This window comes from Pseudomonas haemolytica, from assembly GCF_009659625.1.
GTDB lineage: Bacteria > Pseudomonadota > Gammaproteobacteria > Pseudomonadales > Pseudomonadaceae > Aquipseudomonas > Aquipseudomonas haemolytica.
The window spans coordinates 620,013-637,703 of record NZ_VOIW01000001.1 but is presented as its reverse complement, the minus strand read 5'-3'; the positions used below and the strand labels follow the sequence as shown (position 1 = coordinate 637,703).

Sequence of the window (17,691 nt, the reverse complement as noted above, 5' to 3'; positions counted from 1 at the left end):
GTTTTTTATTGTTGAGTCGCTTATTTGAACTGCCGAGTATAAGACAGGCTCAAAAACCATCAACTCAAGTTTACATCGCTGCTTTTTTGCCGATTTTCGGCGAATACGGCACACTACCCGCCCGAGCGCCTGCTCGGTTTTTTCCACTTGAAGCAGTTCGCCTATGACCCGCTCCCCGTTCCGCCGTCTGGTGTTTGGCACCTTGCGCCGACTGTTGTACCTCTGGGTTCGCTCCGAGACGATCAACCAGTCGTCCCTAACCCTTAACCTGGACCGCAGCCGGCCGGTTTTCTACGTCCTGCAATCACCCTCCCTCACCGAGTTGGCCGTGGTCGATGCCGAGTGCACCAAGGCCGGCCTGCCGCGCCCGGTGCTGCCGGTATCGGTAGGGCCGTTGCTGGAGCCCGCGGCGTTCTTCTACCTCACGCCGGATCCAGACTGGCTCGGCCGCCAGGACAAGCGCGGTGCGCCGCCCACCCTGACCCGCCTGGTCAACACCCTTGCCGACCACGCCGAAGAGAATGCACAAATCATTCCGGTCAGCGTGTTCTGGGGGCAGTCCCCTGCAAGCGAGTCCAGCCCCTGGAAACTGCTATTTGCCGACAGCTGGGCCGTCACCGGGCGTCTACGCCGGTTGTTGAGCATCCTGATCCTGGGGCGCAAGACCCGGGTGCAATTCTCCGCGCCTATCAACCTGCGTGAATTGATCGAGCACAATAAAGGCCACGAACGCACCGTGCGCATGGCCCAGCGCATCCTGCGTGTGCACTTTCGTAACCTGAAGACCGCGGTCATCGGCCCCGACCTGTCCCACCGGCGCAACCTGGTGAAGGGCCTGGTCAATATGCCACTGGTGCGCCAGGCCATCCTGGATGAAGCCGAACGGGAAAAGATCACCCCGGAAAAAGCCAAGGCCCAGGCCCTGCGCTATGGCAACGAGATAGCCTCGGACTACACCTACACCGCGATCCGCTTCCTGGAAGTGGTGCTGAGCTGGTTCTGGAACAAGATCTACGACGGTATCAAGGTCAATAACATCGAAGGCGTGCAGAAGGTGGCCCAAGGCTACGAGGTGATCTACGTGCCTTGCCACCGCAGTCATATCGACTACCTGCTGCTGTCGTACCTGCTGTTCAAGAACGGCCTGACCCCGCCGCACATCGCCGCCGGCATCAACCTCAACATGCCGGTGATCGGTAGCCTGCTGCGCCGTGGCGGTGCGTTTTTCATGCGCCGCACCTTCAAGGGCAACCCGCTGTACACCTCGGTGTTCAACGAATACCTGCACACCCTGTTCACCAAGGGTTTCCCGGTGGAGTACTTCGTCGAAGGCGGCCGCTCGCGCACCGGGCGCATGCTGCAACCGAAAACCGGGATGCTGGCGATCACCCTGCGCAGTTTCTTGCGCTCCTCGCGCATGCCGATCGTGTTCGTGCCGGTGTATATCGGCTATGAGCGCGTGCTCGAAGGCCGCACCTACCTGGGCGAACTGCGTGGCGCGAGCAAAAAGAAAGAATCGATCTTCGATATTTTCAAAGTGATCGGCGCGCTCAAACAGCGCTTTGGCCAGGTCGCGGTCAACTTCGGCGAGCCGATCAAGCTGGCCGAATTCCTTGACGCCGAGCAACCGGACTGGCGCGCCCAGGAACTGGGCCCGAACTACAAGCCGGCCTGGCTCAACGAAACCACCAACCGTCTTGGCGAGCAGGTGGCGCGGCACTTGAACGAAGCCGCGGCGGTCAACCCGGTGAACCTGGTGGCCCTGGCTCTGCTGTCGACGACTCGCCTGGCCCTGGATGAACAAGCCATGGCGCGCCAGTTGGACCTGTACCTGGCGCTGTTACGCCGCGTGCCCTACTCGCCCCACACCACCCTGCCGGAGGGCGATGGCCTGGCGCTGATCAACCACGTCAAGGACATGAAGCTGCTGTCGGAACAGAGCGATGCCCTGGGCAAGATTGTCTACCTGGACGAGCAGAACGCTGTCCTGATGACCTACTACCGCAACAACGTGCTGCACATCTTCGCCCTGCCGGCGTTGCTGGCGAGCTTCTTCCAGAGCAGCTCGCGGATGAGCCGCGAGCAGATCCTGCGCTACACCCGTGCGCTCTACCCGTACCTGCAATCGGAGCTGTTTATCCGCTGGTCGCTGGAGGAGTTGGACGCGGTGGTCGATCAATGGCTGGACGCGTTCGTCGAACAAGGCCTGCTGCGTTTCGAAAACGCCGTGTACCTGCGCCCGGCGCCAAGTTCGCGGCAGTTTGTGCTGTTGACGCTGCTGTCCAAGAGCATCGCCCAGACCCTGCAACGCTTCTACATGGCGATCTCGCTGTTGCTCAACAGTGGCCGCAACAGCATCAGCGCCGAAGAGCTGGAAGACCTGTGCACGATCATGGCCCAACGCCTGTCGATCCTGCATGGCCTCAATGCCCCGGAATTCTTCGACAAGAGTCTTTTCCGACATTTTATTCAGACGTTGCTGGAGCAGGATGTGCTGCGCCGCGATGAAGCCGGCAAGCTGGGCTATCACGATCTGCTCGGCGAGCTGGCGGAAGGCGCCGCCAAACGCGTGCTGCCGGCCGATATCCGCCTGTCGATCCGCCAGGTGGCCTTGCACCGAGTGGATGGCGCAGCCGAGGCACCGACCGAACCGGATGCCGCCAGCCCTGAAGAAAACCGCTAGATTGAATGAGGCGTCGGGCGGATTCCGGCGCCGTTGAAAAGGAGCTGCACCATGAAAAAGATCATCCTCCTGGGCCTGACCGCCCTGCTCGGAGCCTGCCACTCGATGACCCCAACACCGAAGGCCAGCCTCGACGGCGAAGTGTTCTACCTGCAACGTATCGCCCTGCCGCCTACCGCCACGTTGAGCGTCAGCCTGCAAGACGTGTCCCTGATGGACGCGCCGGCCGTGACCCTGGCCGAACAGAAAGGCCCGGTCAAAGGCCAGGTGCCGCTGCCATTTCACCTGAGCTACGACCCGGCCCAGGTCAAACCTGGCCACACCTACTCGGTCAGCGCTCGCATCGAACTGGACGGCAAGCTAATGTTTATCACGACCGAACGGCACACCGTGCAGCTCAATGGCCAGGATCCACAACCGATGCGCCTGCGGGTTGATGCAGTCGCACACTGATAATTTCACGTCATAAGGAAGCGCCCATGCTCCGCAAATCTATTCGCCTCACCGCCCTGTGTGCCGGCCTGCTGTTCGGTGCCAACGCTATGGCCCTGGATCTTGGCAGCCTGTCCCAGGGCGACGCCAGCGGTGGCCTCAAGGATGCCCTGACCCAAGGTGCACAGATAGCCGTGAAACAACTGGGTAAGCCCGGTGGTTTCAGCGACAACCCGGACGTGAAAATCAGCCTGCCGGGCAAACTTGGCAAAGTCGCCGACAAACTGAAAATGTTCGGTATGGGTGACCAGGTCACGCAGCTGGAAACCAGCATGAACAAGGCGGCGGAAACCGCCGTGACCCAGGCCCAGCCGATCCTGGTCAACGCCGTGAAAAACATGAGTGTGACCGATGCCAAGGGTATTCTCAGCGGTGGCCAGGACTCCGCCACCCAATACCTGAACAAAAGCAGCCGCGAAGAAATCCGCGCCAAGTTCCTGCCCATCGTCAAGGCCGCCACCGACAAGGTCGGCGTCGCCCAGCAGTACAACGCTCTGGCCGGCAAGGCAGCAGCCTTCGGCGCTGTGGATGCCAAGAGCGCCAACGTCGAAAACTACGTGACCGAACAGGCGCTGGATGGTTTATTCAAGATGATTGCACAGCAGGAAGAGACGATTCGCAAGAATCCGGCAGCGGCGGCTACGAGCCTGGCCAAGAAAGTATTTGGCGCCCTCTGACCCTTGCGGGTAAGCGCAACGTTGAAGATTGAAAACGCCCTGACTCTATTCAGGGCGTTTTTTTTGCCAAGCCTAAGTACCGGACACTCACGACAAGTACTCACGACTCACTACCTTTCGCTGACAAACATGCTCAATAGTGAATGTGCCGGCCCGACGAAACGTTGCTGTTTTGAGCAACGGACGAACTCGAATTGCTGTTGAGGTTATTGTTGTCGTTGTTGATATTGACATTGACGGGCTGGTTGCAGCTACCGCCACCGTGTTTAGAACCGTGCCCCATCATCGACCCCATCATAGAGCCCATCATCGAGCCCATCACCTGTGCCGGTAGCGTCAGTAAATTTAAAATCATACACACTCCTTACGAATTAGATTGACACCAAAACCCGGCTCACCGTGCTCCATACGCCAGTAGCTTCAGGCCGGGTAATCCTTGTGTGGTATTTTGATAAAAAAGGTTCCTATCCCGCGTACGAAGCGGCACGCAAATCAAGAAGGTCCTTGTGTAAGCGGGAGACCCGCGCCCTATCTGTAGAATGACGTGAGTGGTGTCTGCCCACGATAAACATGCGGTAAATCGTCATTAGCGTAGGCGTGATGGGAATATTGATGGCCACGAACGCCTGACCGTGTCTGCGAAAAACCCGGGCGAACAGGACGATGGTGACCTGAACTTGGTCGGTGGTGTCCGGGGCTATCAAAGGTCGAACGATCACCCTTCTGGCTCGTCAGGAGATTGCCGAGTAAAGACCCTAGGAACGCGCCCTTGAAACTTGCAATTGCAGACAACAGAAACATAAAAACTCCCTGAAAACTTGCTTCAAACGGACCACCGATTGGGTGAGCCCTTCCCATGTGCCTGCTGGGCAGGCACAGATAAGTGGAGTTCCAGCGCAGTTCGTTCCTGCCGTGGCGCACGGCCTTTGCATCTTCATGTAAGTAACAAGAGGTGTTGTCTGAACGTGGGCAACGCGATTACGCGACGCCCTTCTTCACTCGGAACCATGCAGCGTACAGGGCGGGCAGGAACAGAAGCGTCAACGCCGTCGCCACAATCAACCCGCCCATGATCGCCACGGCCATGGGCCCGAAGAACACGCTGCGCGACAGTGGAATCATCGCCAATACGGCCGCCAGAGCGGTCAGCACAATCGGGCGAAAGCGCCGGACGGTGGCTTCGATAATCGCCTGCCACGGCGCAAGGCCGGCCTTGATGTCCTGTTCGATCTGATCCACCAGGATCACCGAGTTGCGCATGATCATCCCCGACAACGCGATGGTGCCGAGCATGGCAACGAAGCCGAAAGGTTGGCGGAACACCAGCAGGAACAAGGTGACGCCGATCAACCCCAACGGCGCGGTAAGAAAGACCATTGCCGTGCGTGAAAAACTGCGCAGTTGCAGCATCAGCAAGGTCAGCACCACCACGATAAACAGCGGCACGCCGGCCTTCACCGAGTTCTGCCCACGCGCAGAGTCTTCAACGGTGCCACCGACTTCAAGCAGGTAGCCATCCGGCAGTTCAGCACGCACATCTGCGAGCGTCGGCAGGATCTGCTGGACCAATGTTGCCGGTTGTTCCTTGCCGTAGATATCGGCGCGCACGGTCACCGTGGGCAGGCGGTTGCGGTGCCAGATGATGCCTTCTTCGAAACCATATTCGAGGGTGGCAATCTGCGACAGCGCCACGCTTTTGCCGTTGTCGGTGGGCACGGCCAGGCTCGGCAGCAGCGACAACTCGGTACGTTCGTGAACAGTGCCGCGCAGGAGAATCTCGATCAATTCGTTGTCCTCCCGGTACTGGCTGACGCTGGAACCAGTCAGGGAGCTCTGCAGGAATTTCGACAGGTTGGCGGTGCTTACACCAAGGGCGCGCGCCCGGTCCTGGTCGATATTCAGGTAGACGATTTTGCTCGGCTCTTCCCAGTCCAGGTGCACGTTGACCACATGGGCGTTCTGGCGAACCTTGGCCGCCACTTTGCGTGCCAGGGCACGTACTTCTTCAATGTGCTCGCCGGTCACGCGGAACTGCACCGGGTAGCCAACGGGCGGGCCGTTCTCCAGGCGGGTGACCCGCGAGCGCAGCTCAGGGAATTGCTCGTTGAGGGTTTCGATCAGCCAGGTGCGCAGGCTTTCACGCTGCTCGATGGTCTTGGCCAGCACCACGAATTGCGCAAAGCTGGCGGCCGGCAATTGCTGGTCCAGAGGCAGGTAGAATCGCGGCGAACCGGTACCCACATAAGCCACGTAGTTGTCGATGCCGGCGTGCTCCTTGAGCATCGATTCCAGGCGTTTGACCTGCTCGGCGGTATTGCTCAGGGAGGAGCCTTCGGCCAGTTTCAGGTCGACCATCAGCTCAAGGCGCCCGGACGCCGGGAAGAACTGTTGCGGCACGAAGCGGAACAACGCGACCGAACCGATAAACAACAGCAGGGTCAGGACGATGACCGTCTTACGCCGATGTACGCACCACTCCACCAAACGTCTTACGCGCTGGTAGAACGGCGTGCCGTAGGGATCCGGGCCATCGGTGCCGTGCTTGGCGGCATGAATCTTCGCCAAGTCCGGCAGGAGCTTTTCCCCCAGGTAGGGTACGAACACCACGGCGGCCACCCAGGAAGCCAGCAAGGCGATGGTCACCACCTGGAAGATCGAGCGGGTGTATTCGCCAGTGCTCGATTGCGCGGTGGCAATTGGCAGGAAGCCCGCCGCCGTGATCAATGTACCAGTGAGCATGGGGAACGCGGTGCTGGTCCAGGCGAAGCTCGCGGCCTTGAGACGGTCGTAGCCCTGCTCCATTTTGATCGCCATCATTTCAACGGCGATGATCGCGTCGTCAACCAGCAAGCCCAAGGCCAGGACCAAGGCACCGAGGGAGATCTTGTGCAGGCCGATGCCGAGGTAATACATGGTGGCAAAGGTCATCGCCAGCACCAGCGGAATCGCCAGGGCGACTACCATGCCGGTGCGCACACCAAGGGAGAAAAAACTCACCAGCAATACAATCGCCAATGCCTCGGCGAGTACCTGGACGAATTCGCCGACGCTGGTCTTTACCGCTGCCGGTTGGTCCGACACCTTGCGCAGTTCCATCCCGGCAGGAAGGTTCTTCTGCAGGCGTGCGAACTCACCTTCAAGGGCCTTGCCAAGTACCAGGATGTCGCCACCGTCGCGCATGGCCACGGCCAAGCCGATGGCGTCTGCGCCCATGTAGCGCATGCGCGGTGCCGGCGGGTCGTTGAAGCCACGATGGATGTCGGCCACATCACCGATGCGCAAGGTGCGATCACCCACGCGAATCGGGAAGTCACGGATCTGCTCCACGGTTTTCAAGTTACCCGAAACGCGCAACTGCACGCGCTCGGTGGGTGTTTCAAAGAAGCCGGCAGTCGAGACGGCATTTTGTTCCTGTAACGCCTGTTGTACCGCGGCCAAAGGCAGGCCAAGGGTGGCGAGCTTGAGGTTGGACAGCTCGATCCAGATCTTCTCGTCCTGCAGACCAAGCAGCTCGACCTTGCCTACATCTGGCACCCGTTGCAGTTGAATCTGGATGCGGTCGGCGTAGTCCTTGAGCACCGCATAGTCAAAGCCGTCACCCGTCAGGGCGTAGATATTGCCGAACGTAGTGCCGAATTCATCGTTGAAAAACGGCCCCTGGATATCCGGTGGCAAGGTCTGGCGGATGTCGCTGATTTTCTTGCGCACCTGGTACCACAGTTCAGGAATCCGCGCCGAGGGCATCGAATCGCGAGCCATGAAAGTGACCTGGGACTCACCGGGGCGCGAGAAAGACACGATGCGCTCGTACTCGCCGGTCTCCATCAGTTTTTTCTCAATGCGCTCGGTAACCTGGCGTGACACTTCCTGGGCCGTGGCGCCGGGCCAGTTGGTCTTGATCACCATGGCCTTGAAGGTAAAGGGAGGGTCTTCGCTTTGCCCCAGCTTGGTGTAAGACAAGGTGCCGACCACAGCCAGCAGAATCATCAGGAACAGTACGATCTGGCGATTACGCAACGCCCATTCGGAGAGATTGAAACCCATGGGGACTACTCCTTGGCCGCCAGATTCACGACACGGTTCGAGCGATCCACCGGGCGTACTTGCTGGCCCTCATGGAGTACATGCACGCCCGCGGCAACCACCCAGTCAGTAGCGGCCAAGCCTTCCAGTACCGGCACGTTTTTTTCACTGAAGGCACCAATGCGCACCGGAGTACGCTTAAGCGTGTTGTCCGGTTGCACACACCAGACGTAGGACGCACCGTTCTCGGCACTGAGGGCAGACAGCGGCACCGAGAGAGGAATGACGCCGTCAGCTTGTATGAACACACGGGCACTTTGACCCAGTTCAGCGGGGACTTTGCCGCCGGTGAAGGCCACGCGTGCGGCGAAGGTGCGTGATTTCGGGTCGGCGGCGGGTGACAGCTCACGGATGCGCCCGGCGAAACGTTGATCCGGCTGGCTCCACAATTCCACCGACACCGGTTGGCCGATCTTGAAGCGGCCAAAGCCTTGTTCGGGCAGGCTGATCAGTACTTCGCGCTCGCCGTCGGTGGCCAGGGTGAACACCGTCTGGCCAGCAGAGACCACCTGACCCACTTCAACGGCACGCTTGGCGACCACACCGTCCTGAGGCGCGCGCAGCACGGCATAGCCGGCCTGGTTGCTCGATACGTCGAACTCGGCCTTGATCTGCTTCAAGCGTGCTTCGCCCGCTCGGTAGAGGTTTTCGGAATTGTCGTACTGTGACCGGCTGACCATCTGACGGTCCATCAGGGTTTTGTAGCGATCACGCTCTGCGCGCACCAGGCTCAAATTGGCCTCGGCCCCGGCCACTTGGGCGCGGGAGGCCTCCAATTGCAGGCGCACGTCCTGGGGGTCGAGTTCGGCCAGTGGCTGGTTGGCCTTGACCCGCTCACCCTCCTCCACCAGGCGCTTGCTGACTTTGCCGCCAATGCGAAAGGCCAGGTCCGGCTCATAACGGGCACGCACCTCGCCGGGATAGCTGTCCACCGCCTGTGCCGAGGGCTGCGGTTGCACCACCATGGCTGGGCGGACGGTGGTCTGGGTCGCTTCTTCATGGCCGCAGGCGGCCAATAGGAAGACCAGGCTGACAGGCAAAGCAAAGGGCAGGAAAGCGCTGCGCATGCTGAAGGACCTTTCGCAAATAGAGCTAGGAATAATTATACTGGCCGGTATGTTATTAATACCAAACTCGACAGTCCAGTATTAAAGGTGAAAATGTCCGACAATCCTGTGAACACCGCAAGCCCCGGGCGTCCCAAGGACATGGCAAAACGCCAGGCAATCCTCGAAGCCGCGAAATCCCTGTTCTTGAGCAAGGGTTACGCGAACACCAGCATGGATGCCGTCGCCCTTGCGGCCGGCGTATCGAAACTCACGGTCTACAGCCATTTCACCGACAAGGAGACGCTGTTCACCGCCGCGGTAGTGGCCAAGTGTGAAGAGCAGTTGCCGGTGATGTACTTCGAGCTCCCCGAAGGCATGCCCGTCGAGACGGTGTTGCTGAACATCGCACGAGGCTTCCATCGGCTGATCAACAGCGAAGAGTCGGTGAACCTGCATCGCCTGATGATGACCACCGGCAATCAAGACGTGAAACTCTCGCGAATCTTCTTTGAAGCCGGCCCCATGCGCATGCTGCAAGGCATGGAGCGCCTGCTCGGCAAGATTGACCAGAGCGGCACCCTGAGCATCGACAAACCGTTCAAGGCAGCCGAACACTTCTTTTGCCTGCTCAAGGGCACGGCGAATTTTCGCTTGTTGTATGGCTGCGGCGGGCAACTGAGCGCGGCAGAAGCCGAGGCGCATGTGCAGGATGTGGTGAGGTTGTTCATGCGCGCCTACCGGAGGTAGGCAGCGGCAAGCTTTTAGCTGCAAGCCGCAGGTGAAAAGCGCTTTGGCTTGCAGCTTGCAGCTTAAGACTTGAGCGCTTTCTTGGGATAGATGTCATAACGGCTGGATTTACCATCCAGCGCGTGGCTCGGTTTCGGCCCGTCAATGCACGGCGCCTTGCGCGGCCGTTTGACCACCACACGGTGGCTGGCCAGGGCCAGGGCTGCGGCGAGCAAGGCCGGTGCATCCGGATCATCGCCTACCAACGGCCGGAACAAGCGCATTTCCTTCTTGACCAGGGCCGTTTTCTCACGGTGTGGGAACATCGGATCCAGATAGATCACCTGCGGCGGCTCACCCTGCCAATTGAGCATCACATCGATGGAGTTGCCCTTGAGCAGCTTCATGCGCGCCACAATCGGCGCCACTTCAAAATCTTCCGCTGCACGGGCAAGGCCGTCTTCGAGCAATGCGCCGATCAACGGTTGGCGCTCGATCAGGCTCATCTCGCACCCCAGGCTGGCGAGTACAAACGCATCCTTGCCCAGACCGGCCGTGGCGTCCAGCACCTGCGGCCGCACGCCTTGGGCAATGCCCACGGCCTTGGCGATCATTTGCCCGCTGCCACCACCATATAAACGCCGGTGCGCCGCGCCACCTTCGACAAAGTCGACCCGCACAGGCCCCGGCGCATCAGGCCCGAGCTGTTGCAGTTGCAGGCCATGCTCCCCGACTTGCAGGGAAAAATCCGCATCCGCCACGTGTAGAGGCAAGCCCAGCAGCGAAGCCCACTGCTCGGCGCGGGCCTGGAAACTGTCGGCCAACGCCTCGACCTGGATGCGGCTGGCCGCTGGTTGTTCGTTCATCAATCGCCACGCTCAAAAATATTAAGGATCGGCAAATAACGGCCGATAAAAACAACAGTCAGGTATTTTGCCAGAGCTGAGCGTCGACCGAGAAAAATGTCAGACATTCTTCCCCTAACCATCGGTGTACTGCCGACCCATAACCACTACGGCCTGCGCAATACTCAAGCGCTGGCCGGGGTGAGTCATGTGTGGCAAGACTTCTTCGCCCGTGCGTTGGCCGAGCAGCTCGGTGAAACGCCGGACGCGCTCGCCGCCAAGGCACCTGCACCAAGGGACCCAGCGGTCGAACCCTGCGAAGGCGCCGACCTGCTGTCGCAGATCCTCACCCAGCGTGAGTGCGACGTGAAAGACACCGAGATCGCCCCGCCTGAACCGCTGTTCCTGCCGATTGCCGAATTCGAAACCGAGCTGCTGCCACCGGCCGCGCAGCCGTTCCCGGAGGAAGAAATTGTTGCCCAGCAGCGCCAGCAGGATTTCGACAGTGGCTGGGTGCGCCCGATCGTCCTGAACGCCGGCCATTCGCTACCAGCGCCAGGCCCGGCGCCGCAGCCGCGCCCACTGCACCTGCCGATTGCCGAGTTCGAACTGGACCTGCTGCCACCGGCCGCCACGCCATACCCCGAAGAAGAGCTTGTGGCGCAACAAAAGGCCCTGGACTTTGACTACTACTGGGCGCGCCCGCTGGTTACCCACAACCTGCGCCTGGCCGCTTAAGCCTCAGCGACACACCCACCAGCGCCCCATATCCAAATGGAAGTGGTTGCGATGCGCCGCGTTGTAGTCCGGGCTCAATACCACGTTGAAATCATCACAGGCGCCATCGCGTACCTGACGCAGGAAACTCGCACTGTCGCCCTCCCCCGGCCAATCCTTGAGTACGCTGATGCTGCGCCCATCCGCCAGGCGAAAACCGGCGATGTCCAGAGCATTGGCCGAGGCGTGCTGGCTGAGTCGCCCGTCGGCACGGTTATAGATATTGCGACAGGCAAAGCTGCCCAGGTGCTCGACCCGACTCACCCTCTGGCCAAAAATCGCCTGGGCCGCCGGTTGCAGGCTGTGGCGTTCGAACAAGGCGAACGCCACGGCCAGCGGGCAACTGGCGAGAAAGCTACTGCTCAAGGCGACGTCAGCACCCTGCACGCGCAGGACATTGCGCAAGGGGCATGCCGAATCCGCCGCGGTATCCGCCTGGCGGCTCACGCGTAGCCCGGAGGTTTTCAATACCTGATCACACAGCGCCGGATCATCTTGCAAACGACTGAGCTTGTAGCGCGTCAGCAGGTTCGGATTTGCGCGCACATCCAAGGGCGCCCAAGGGTTCCACTCAGCGGGCATCGGCACCCAACCACGCCAGACACCCAACACGAAGACGCCCAGCAGCAACAAGAACGCGCCCAGAACTTTTATCAGAGCCACGGCTTAATCCTTGAAAAACAGGAGGTCTAGAGTAACCCCAGTTGCTGCGCGACGGGCTCTCGATGCAAGGTAGGCAGCGGCGGCAAACCTGGCAGGCGCGTCATCAGCTTTGCGTGAAAGCGCAGGGCCAGTTGTGCCGCGAGGCGGTTGTCCGAGGTGTGCAGGAACATGTAGGGCGTGCGTCCCTCTTCGATCCAACTGGCGATCTTTTCCACCCACGGGATCAGGAACGGGTCATTGGCCTCAAGCTGAGGATGGCCGATAAAACGCACCTGAGGAAATTGGGTCAGCGCCGCCGGGCGCACAGGCACCCTGGGCTTTTTTGCCTGGGCATGCAGTACCGCCGCCGAGGTGGACGTACAACTGAACAGGGCGCGAGGATCCAGGCAAATGCGCTCGACACCGCGATCACGCAATAGGCGGTTAAGCATGCGCTCGGCGTCGCCTTTGGCGAAGAACTGCTCATGCCTGACTTCCACAGCCAGTGGCCGATCAATGCCATCCATGAACCCGGCCAGTTCAGCGAGGCGTTGCGGTGTAAAGCCCTTTGATAGTTGCAGCCATAACGGTGAAACGCGTTCACCCAGAGGTTTCATCAACCCGACAAAACTTTCTGCCGCCGGCAATTGCTCACGCAAGTCGCCAGCATGGCTGATATCGCCCGGGAATTTGGCCGTGAAGCGGAAGTCATCGGGCATGATTTCGGCCCAGCGCTGCACGGTGGCGGCCGAGGGTCGGGCATAAAAAGTGGTATTGCCCTCAACGGCGTTGAAGACTTGGGAATAGAGCCCGAGGTAATCGCTGGAGCGTGCATCGATGGGATACAGGTACTCGCGCCAGGCGTTTTCACTCCAGGATGGGCAGCCGATGTAGTAAGGCAAACGCATCAGATATGGATGTCGAGACCCAGCACTTCCATATCCCATTCGACAAAGCCGGCAGTGGTCAAGTAGCTGGCCAGGGCGGTGGCAACGCTTTTGCTCATGGAACGGGGGAAGACCATGTCTTGCTGACGGGCGGGTACGCCGCTGGTACGTGCGCTCCCTGAGCCTTGGGCGCGCGATGGTGTATCAGCGTGGACTTCAATGAAGTCCGGCGAATCCTCGACGGACTCGTCTACCGTCACGTTCGCCTTGCGCGGCTTACGCTTGAGAGGGTAGGACTGTGAGGAGAAGCCGTCTATACGCATACATGCAGACTCGGTATCAATGATGGCAATTTAGCGGCACTTTCCGTAGCGCGCAAATGCTCTGGTGATAACTAGAACACATAATTTGTAAAAGGTTTAGAAACCCGGGCAAATTCAGACGATTGGCGAAATTTGCCACCGAATGCCCACATTTTTGGCGTCAAATAATCCCGCGTTCGGCCTTGGTCTGCGCCACTTTATCGCGCAGGTACACCGGTGCCGCCTGGTCCGCCGCAATGGCCTCGCCGCGCTCGAAAGCAAAACGTGCCAATGCCAACAGATCCTCAGCATGGGGCAACATTGCAGCGTCCTGCCCCACCAGTTGCACATTGATACGTTCGCCATAACCCCAGCCCGTGCCGGCACCGAACCAATCACCGCTGGCGTCATGCGGCAACTGCGCCGCTTCCGGCGGCTGCACCGCTTCCACACCGACCAGGCGCATTTCGCCAGCGATCTCGCTGTAGCAACCCCAATAGACTTCATCCATCCGCGCATCAATCGCCGCCGCCACCTGCGTAGCGCCGTGTTCACGCAGTGCGCGCTGGGCCAGAACGGCGAGGTTGGACACCGGCAATACCGGACGCTCCAACGCAAAGGCCAGGCCCTGCACTACACCAATGGCAATGCGCACTCCGGTGAACGCCCCGGGCCCACGGCCGAAGGCGATGGCATCCACGGCAGCCAGGGTGGTCCCAGCGTCTTCAAGCAACTGCTTGATCATCGGCAACAGCTTCTGCGCATGCAGGCGCGGGATCACCTCGTAGTGGCTCGTTACCTTGCCATCGTGCAGCAAGGCAACGGAGCAAGCTTCAGTCGCGGTGTCCAGGGCCAACAGGGTGCTCATCGGTGCGGGTGTCCAAGTCGGAAAAAAGTGCGCCAGTATAAACAACAACGACCCGCAAGCGGGCCGTTGTGCACAAGCGGAGAGCTGAATCAGCTCAGCGCTTGCAACACCTTGGCGGTGATGGCTTCTACCGAACCCACGCCAGGGATATGGCTGTACTTCGGCTTGCCTTGGGCTGCGGACAGCTTCTGGTAGAAATCCACCAGCGGCTTGGTCTGGGAATGGTAGACCGACAGGCGATGACGCACGGTTTCTTCCGTGTCGTCTTTACGCTGCACCAGGTCTTCACCGGTGATATCGTCCTTGCCTTCCACTTTCGGCGGGTTGTACACGATGTGGTAGACGCGGCCAGAGCCTTCGTGAACACGACGGCCAGCGATACGCTGAACGATCTCTTCGTCTTCAACCGCGATTTCGACCACAGCGTCCAATTCAACACCCGCCGTGACCAAGGCTTCAGCCTGGGGAATGGTGCGAGGGAAACCGTCGAACAGGAAACCATTGGCGCAGTCAGGCTGCGCGATACGGTCCTTGACCAGGGCAATGATCAGGTCATCGGAAACCAGACCACCGGCGTCCATAATGCCTTTGGCTTTAACACCCAGCTCAGTACCTGCTTTTACAGCAGCACGCAGCATGTCGCCGGTGGAGATTTGTGGAATGCCGAATTTTTCAGTGATGAACTTTGCCTGAGTACCTTTACCGGCCCCGGGAGCTCCCAGCAGAATGACGCGCATCGATGTGCTCCTCAATTTTTTATAGAGATGACGCTCGGATTCGCCGCGTGGGGCCAATCTCGTAAAAATAGGATTCCAAGCCGATCAAACGGCCAAAGGCTGATCAAGATACACAGCAGGCCCTCACCATACAAGCCGCCAAAAGTAGGAGAAACCCGCGCTGCACATGCGTCATAGGCAGGGTGTAGCTGAGTGCAACCCCAGCGCCCAAACAATAACCGCCCTTTTCAGGGCGGCCATCCGGGTGTATCTGCAAGCCATTGAGAACACGCAGGAAACCTCAACCGGTGTTGCGCAAACCGGCGGCAATACCGGCAACGGATACCAGCAGCGCCTGTTCCAGAGGGCTGTCTTGCGCCGCCTCCTGCTGACGGGAGCGTGCCAGCAACTCGGCCTGCAGCAAGTGCAACGGGTCGAGGTAGGTGTTGCGCAGGCGGATGAACTCCAGGGTGTCCGGGCTATGGGCCAGCAGTTGCGACTGGCCGGTCAGGCCAAGCACCACATCACACGCCTGCGACAATAGGTCGCGTAAGTGCGCACCCAATGGCAGCAAGTCTGGCTGCACCAGGCGCTCATCATAAAGACGGGCGATATCGGCATCCGCTTTGGCCAACACCATTTCCAGCATATCGATGCGGGTGCGGAAGAACGGCCACTGTTCACGCATCTGCCCCAGCAACTCACCTTCACCTCGTTCCAGCGCCTTGCTCAATGCTGCCTCCCAACCCAGCCAGGCGGGTAGCATAAGGCGAGTCTGAGTCCAGCCGAAGATCCACGGGATCGCGCGCAGGCTTTCAATACCGCCGGCACGGCGCTTGGCCGGGCGACTGCCCAGGGGCAAACGGCCCAACTCCTGCTCCGGCGTAGACTGGCGGAAATACTCGACGAACTGCGGGTTTTCGCGCACCACGGCGCGGTAAGCGCTGACGCCGTCGGCGGCCAACTCATCCATCAGATGACGCCAGGCCGGCTCCGGTGGTGGCGGCGGCAACAGCGTCGCTTCCAGCACCGCTGCCAGGTAGAGATTGAGGTTTTGCTCGGCGATATCCGGCAAGCCGAACTTGAAGCGGATCATCTCGCCTTGTTCCGTAGTACGGAAACGCCCCGCCACCGAGCCCGGCGGCTGCGACAGGATGGCCGCGTGAGCCGGGCCGCCGCCACGCCCGACAGTACCGCCACGACCGTGGAACAACAGCAGCTCCACCTGTCGCTCGCGACAAATATCCACCAGGCGCTCCTGCGCCCGGTACTGCGCCCAGGCCGCGGCGGTGGTGCCAGCGTCCTTGGCCGAGTCCGAGTAGCCGATCATCACTTCCTGCGGGCCCTGCAACCGTGCGCGATAGCCCGGCAGCTGCAATAGCCGCTCCATCACAGGCCCGGCGTTATCCAGGTCGGCCAGCGTCTCGAACAGCGGCACCACACGCATGGGCCGTTGTACGCCCGACTCCTTTAGCAGCAGTTGCACCGCCAGCACATCCGACGCGGCGCCCGCCATGGAGATAACGTAGGAACCCAACGAGGCAGCCGGTGCGGCGGCGATTTCCTTGCAGGTATTGAGTACCTCGGCAGTGTCCGCCGACGGTTTGAAATAACCCGGCAGCAGCGGCCGACGATTGGCCAGTTCCTGGGTGAGGAAACTGATGCGCGCGTCTTCGTCCCAGTCCTCATAACGGCCCAAACCGAGGTAATCGGTGATTTCGGTCATGGCCGACGAATGACGACTGGAGTCCTGACGTACATCCAGGCGCACCAGGAACAGGCCGAAAGTCACCACTCGTCGCAGGCAGTCGAGCAGCGGACCATCGGCAATCACGCCCATGCCGCATTCGTGCAGCGACTGGTAACACAGCTCCAGCGGGTCCAGCAGATCGCGGTTGTCCTGCAACACCTCGGCAGGCGCCGGCGTGTTGGCGGTCAACGAAGTGTGTGCCCACTGGCGCGTGGCGCGCAGGCGTTCACGCAGTTGTTTGAGCAAGGCGCGATAGGGCTCGACGCTGTCGCCAACCTTGGCCTGCAACGCTGGGCTGGCTTGTTGCATCGACAACTCGGAAGCCAGGTGATCGATGTCGCGCAAATACAAATCCGCGGCCATCCAGCGCGCCAGCAACAGCACTTCGCGGGTAACCGGAGCGGTGACATTCGGGTTGCCGTCACGGTCGCCGCCCATCCACGAAGCAAAGCGAATCGGCGCCGCCTCCAGGGGCAGGCGCAGCCCGGTAGCGGCGTACAGGGCCTGGTCAGCCTTGCGCAGGTAATTGGGGATGGCGTGCCACAGCGAATGCTCGATGACCGCAAAGCCCCATTTGGCTTCATCCACGGGTGTGGGCCGGATGCGACGGATTTCTTCGGTGTGCCAGGCTTCGGCGATCAGCCGTTGCAAGCGCTCGCGGATCTGCTCGCGCTCGGCGGTGGTGAGGTCGCGGTGATCCTGCAAGGCCAGTTGTGCGGCAATGGCATCGTATTTCTGGATCAGGGTACGGCGGGCGACTTCAGTGGGGTGGGCAGTGAGCACCAGTTCGATTTGCAACCGCGCCAACTGCCGGGCCAGGGATTCATTGCTGTGGCCTTCGCTTTGCAGGCGGGCCAGCAATTCCGGCAAGACCCGGGATTCGAACGGTGCCGGTTGCGATTCGTCACGCCGGTGAATCAACTGATATTGCTCGGCAATATTGGCCAGGTTGAGGAACTGGTTGAAGGCCCGGGCCACGGGCAGGAGTTCGTCTTCCTGCAATTGGTTGAGTCGGGTGCTCAGTTCGTCGCCGGCGCCGTGGCGATCGGCCTTGGCGCCTTTGCGGATCTGCTCGATCTTGTCGAGAAAATCATCGCCGTACTGCTCTCGAATAGTGTTGCCCAACAGCTCACCCAGCAGGTGAACATCCTCACGCAAGCGTGCATCGATATCACTCATCAGCCAATCTCCAGC

15 protein-coding genes are annotated in these 17,691 nt (G+C 60.3%); 5 read left to right on the top strand and 10 right to left on the bottom strand.

Annotated elements, in window-relative coordinates:
- The first annotated feature begins 163 nt into the window (after positions 1-163).
- From plsB to FRT59_RS02875, 3 genes are read left to right on the top strand one after another with little or no spacing between them, the layout of a single operon-like run.
- On the top strand, positions 164-2,683 hold the full coding sequence (gene plsB, locus FRT59_RS02885; RefSeq protein WP_034118437.1) for a glycerol-3-phosphate 1-O-acyltransferase PlsB: 2,520 nt from the start codon (positions 164-166) through the stop codon (positions 2,681-2,683).
- 51 nt (positions 2,684-2,734) lie between these two features.
- Positions 2,735-3,136 carry a YbaY family lipoprotein gene (locus FRT59_RS02880; RefSeq protein ID WP_153837608.1) on the top strand — a complete coding sequence of 134 codons (402 nt, stop codon included), beginning with the start codon at positions 2,735-2,737 and terminating at the stop codon, positions 3,134-3,136.
- Between the two features lie 26 nt (positions 3,137-3,162).
- Complete coding sequence (locus FRT59_RS02875; protein WP_153870354.1) at positions 3,163-3,852, top strand: DUF4197 domain-containing protein; 690 nt, start codon at positions 3,163-3,165, stop codon at positions 3,850-3,852.
- Positions 3,853-3,985: 133 nt separating this feature from the next.
- Here the strand turns inward: FRT59_RS02875 and FRT59_RS02870 are convergent, their stop codons facing one another.
- The 3 genes from FRT59_RS02870 to FRT59_RS02860 all read right to left on the bottom strand — a co-directional run bounded on the left by FRT59_RS02870 (position 3,986) and on the right by FRT59_RS02860 (position 9,002).
- The gene (locus FRT59_RS02870; RefSeq protein ID WP_034118434.1) at positions 3,986-4,207 is read right to left on the bottom strand and encodes a hypothetical protein; all 222 of its coding nucleotides are present in this window, start codon (positions 4,205-4,207) and stop codon (positions 3,986-3,988) included.
- Between the two features lie 623 nt (positions 4,208-4,830).
- Positions 4,831-7,896 (bottom strand): efflux RND transporter permease subunit, encoded by a 3,066-nt coding sequence (locus FRT59_RS02865; RefSeq protein ID WP_153870353.1) that lies wholly within the window; start codon positions 7,894-7,896, stop codon positions 4,831-4,833.
- Positions 7,897-7,901: 5 nt separating this feature from the next.
- The gene (locus FRT59_RS02860) at positions 7,902-9,002 is read right to left on the bottom strand and encodes an efflux RND transporter periplasmic adaptor subunit (protein WP_153870352.1); all 1,101 of its coding nucleotides are present in this window, start codon (positions 9,000-9,002) and stop codon (positions 7,902-7,904) included.
- 93 nt (positions 9,003-9,095) lie between these two features.
- On the opposite strand from FRT59_RS02860, the gene FRT59_RS02855 reads away from it, so the two are divergent.
- On the top strand, positions 9,096-9,731 hold the full coding sequence (locus FRT59_RS02855; protein WP_153837606.1) for a TetR/AcrR family transcriptional regulator: 636 nt from the start codon (positions 9,096-9,098) through the stop codon (positions 9,729-9,731).
- A gap of 62 nt (positions 9,732-9,793) precedes the next feature.
- On the opposite strand, the gene FRT59_RS02850 is transcribed toward FRT59_RS02855, so the two are convergent.
- On the bottom strand, positions 9,794-10,576 hold the full coding sequence (locus tag FRT59_RS02850; protein ID WP_153870351.1) for a class I SAM-dependent methyltransferase: 783 nt from the start codon (positions 10,574-10,576) through the stop codon (positions 9,794-9,796).
- Positions 10,577-10,672: 96 nt separating this feature from the next.
- Here FRT59_RS02850 and FRT59_RS02845 point away from each other — a divergent pair, with 96 nt between their 5' ends.
- Positions 10,673-11,293 carry an energy transducer TonB gene (locus FRT59_RS02845; RefSeq protein ID WP_153870350.1) on the top strand — a complete coding sequence of 207 codons (621 nt, stop codon included), beginning with the start codon at positions 10,673-10,675 and terminating at the stop codon, positions 11,291-11,293.
- 3 nt (positions 11,294-11,296) lie between these two features.
- Here the strand turns inward: FRT59_RS02845 and FRT59_RS02840 are convergent, their stop codons facing one another.
- The 6 genes from FRT59_RS02840 to ppc form a co-directional block, all read right to left on the bottom strand.
- Entirely contained in the window at positions 11,297-11,995 is a 699-nt protein-coding gene (locus tag FRT59_RS02840) for an extensin-like domain-containing protein (RefSeq protein WP_198809572.1), read from the bottom strand.
- 26 nt (positions 11,996-12,021) lie between these two features.
- The gene (locus tag FRT59_RS02835; RefSeq protein WP_034118426.1) at positions 12,022-12,882 is read right to left on the bottom strand and encodes a DUF72 domain-containing protein; all 861 of its coding nucleotides are present in this window, start codon (positions 12,880-12,882) and stop codon (positions 12,022-12,024) included.
- Positions 12,882-13,184: a hypothetical protein gene (locus FRT59_RS02830; RefSeq protein ID WP_034118425.1), complete on the bottom strand. Its 303-nt coding sequence runs from the start codon at positions 13,182-13,184 to the stop codon at positions 12,882-12,884. Before FRT59_RS02830 ends, FRT59_RS02835 begins: the two co-directional genes overlap by 1 nt.
- Positions 13,185-13,344: 160 nt before the next feature.
- Positions 13,345-14,031 (bottom strand): tRNA (adenosine(37)-N6)-threonylcarbamoyltransferase complex dimerization subunit type 1 TsaB, encoded by a 687-nt coding sequence (gene tsaB / locus FRT59_RS02825; protein ID WP_034118424.1) that lies wholly within the window; start codon positions 14,029-14,031, stop codon positions 13,345-13,347.
- 89 nt (positions 14,032-14,120) lie between these two features.
- Positions 14,121-14,768 carry an adenylate kinase gene (adk, locus tag FRT59_RS02820; RefSeq protein WP_153870349.1) on the bottom strand — a complete coding sequence of 216 codons (648 nt, stop codon included), beginning with the start codon at positions 14,766-14,768 and terminating at the stop codon, positions 14,121-14,123.
- A 280-nt stretch (positions 14,769-15,048) separates the two neighbouring features.
- Positions 15,049-17,676: a phosphoenolpyruvate carboxylase gene (ppc, locus tag FRT59_RS02815; protein ID WP_153870348.1), complete on the bottom strand. Its 2,628-nt coding sequence runs from the start codon at positions 17,674-17,676 to the stop codon at positions 15,049-15,051.
- Between the last annotated feature and the right edge of the window lie 15 nt (positions 17,677-17,691).

Coding starts and splice junctions, on each gene's coding strand:
- FRT59_RS02845 (WP_153870350.1), top strand. CDS start 10,673: ATGTCAGACATTCTTCCCCTAACCATCGGTGTACTGCCGACCCATAAC.
- plsB (WP_034118437.1), top strand. CDS start 164: ATGACCCGCTCCCCGTTCCGCCGTCTGGTGTTTGGCACCTTGCGCCGA.
- FRT59_RS02865 (WP_153870353.1), bottom strand. CDS start 7,896: ATGGGTTTCAATCTCTCCGAATGGGCGTTGCGTAATCGCCAGATCGTA.
- FRT59_RS02880 (WP_153837608.1), top strand. CDS start 2,735: ATGAAAAAGATCATCCTCCTGGGCCTGACCGCCCTGCTCGGAGCCTGC.
- FRT59_RS02870 (WP_034118434.1), bottom strand. CDS start 4,207: ATGATTTTAAATTTACTGACGCTACCGGCACAGGTGATGGGCTCGATG.
- FRT59_RS02835 (WP_034118426.1), bottom strand. CDS start 12,882: ATGCGTTTGCCTTACTACATCGGCTGCCCATCCTGGAGTGAAAACGCC.
- FRT59_RS02855 (WP_153837606.1), top strand. CDS start 9,096: ATGTCCGACAATCCTGTGAACACCGCAAGCCCCGGGCGTCCCAAGGAC.
- adk (WP_153870349.1), bottom strand. CDS start 14,768: ATGCGCGTCATTCTGCTGGGAGCTCCCGGGGCCGGTAAAGGTACTCAG.
- ppc (WP_153870348.1), bottom strand. CDS start 17,676: ATGAGTGATATCGATGCACGCTTGCGTGAGGATGTTCACCTGCTGGGT.
- FRT59_RS02860 (WP_153870352.1), bottom strand. CDS start 9,002: ATGCGCAGCGCTTTCCTGCCCTTTGCTTTGCCTGTCAGCCTGGTCTTC.
- FRT59_RS02830 (WP_034118425.1), bottom strand. CDS start 13,184: ATGCGTATAGACGGCTTCTCCTCACAGTCCTACCCTCTCAAGCGTAAG.
- FRT59_RS02850 (WP_153870351.1), bottom strand. CDS start 10,576: ATGAACGAACAACCAGCGGCCAGCCGCATCCAGGTCGAGGCGTTGGCC.
- tsaB (WP_034118424.1), bottom strand. CDS start 14,031: ATGAGCACCCTGTTGGCCCTGGACACCGCGACTGAAGCTTGCTCCGTT.
- FRT59_RS02875 (WP_153870354.1), top strand. CDS start 3,163: ATGCTCCGCAAATCTATTCGCCTCACCGCCCTGTGTGCCGGCCTGCTG.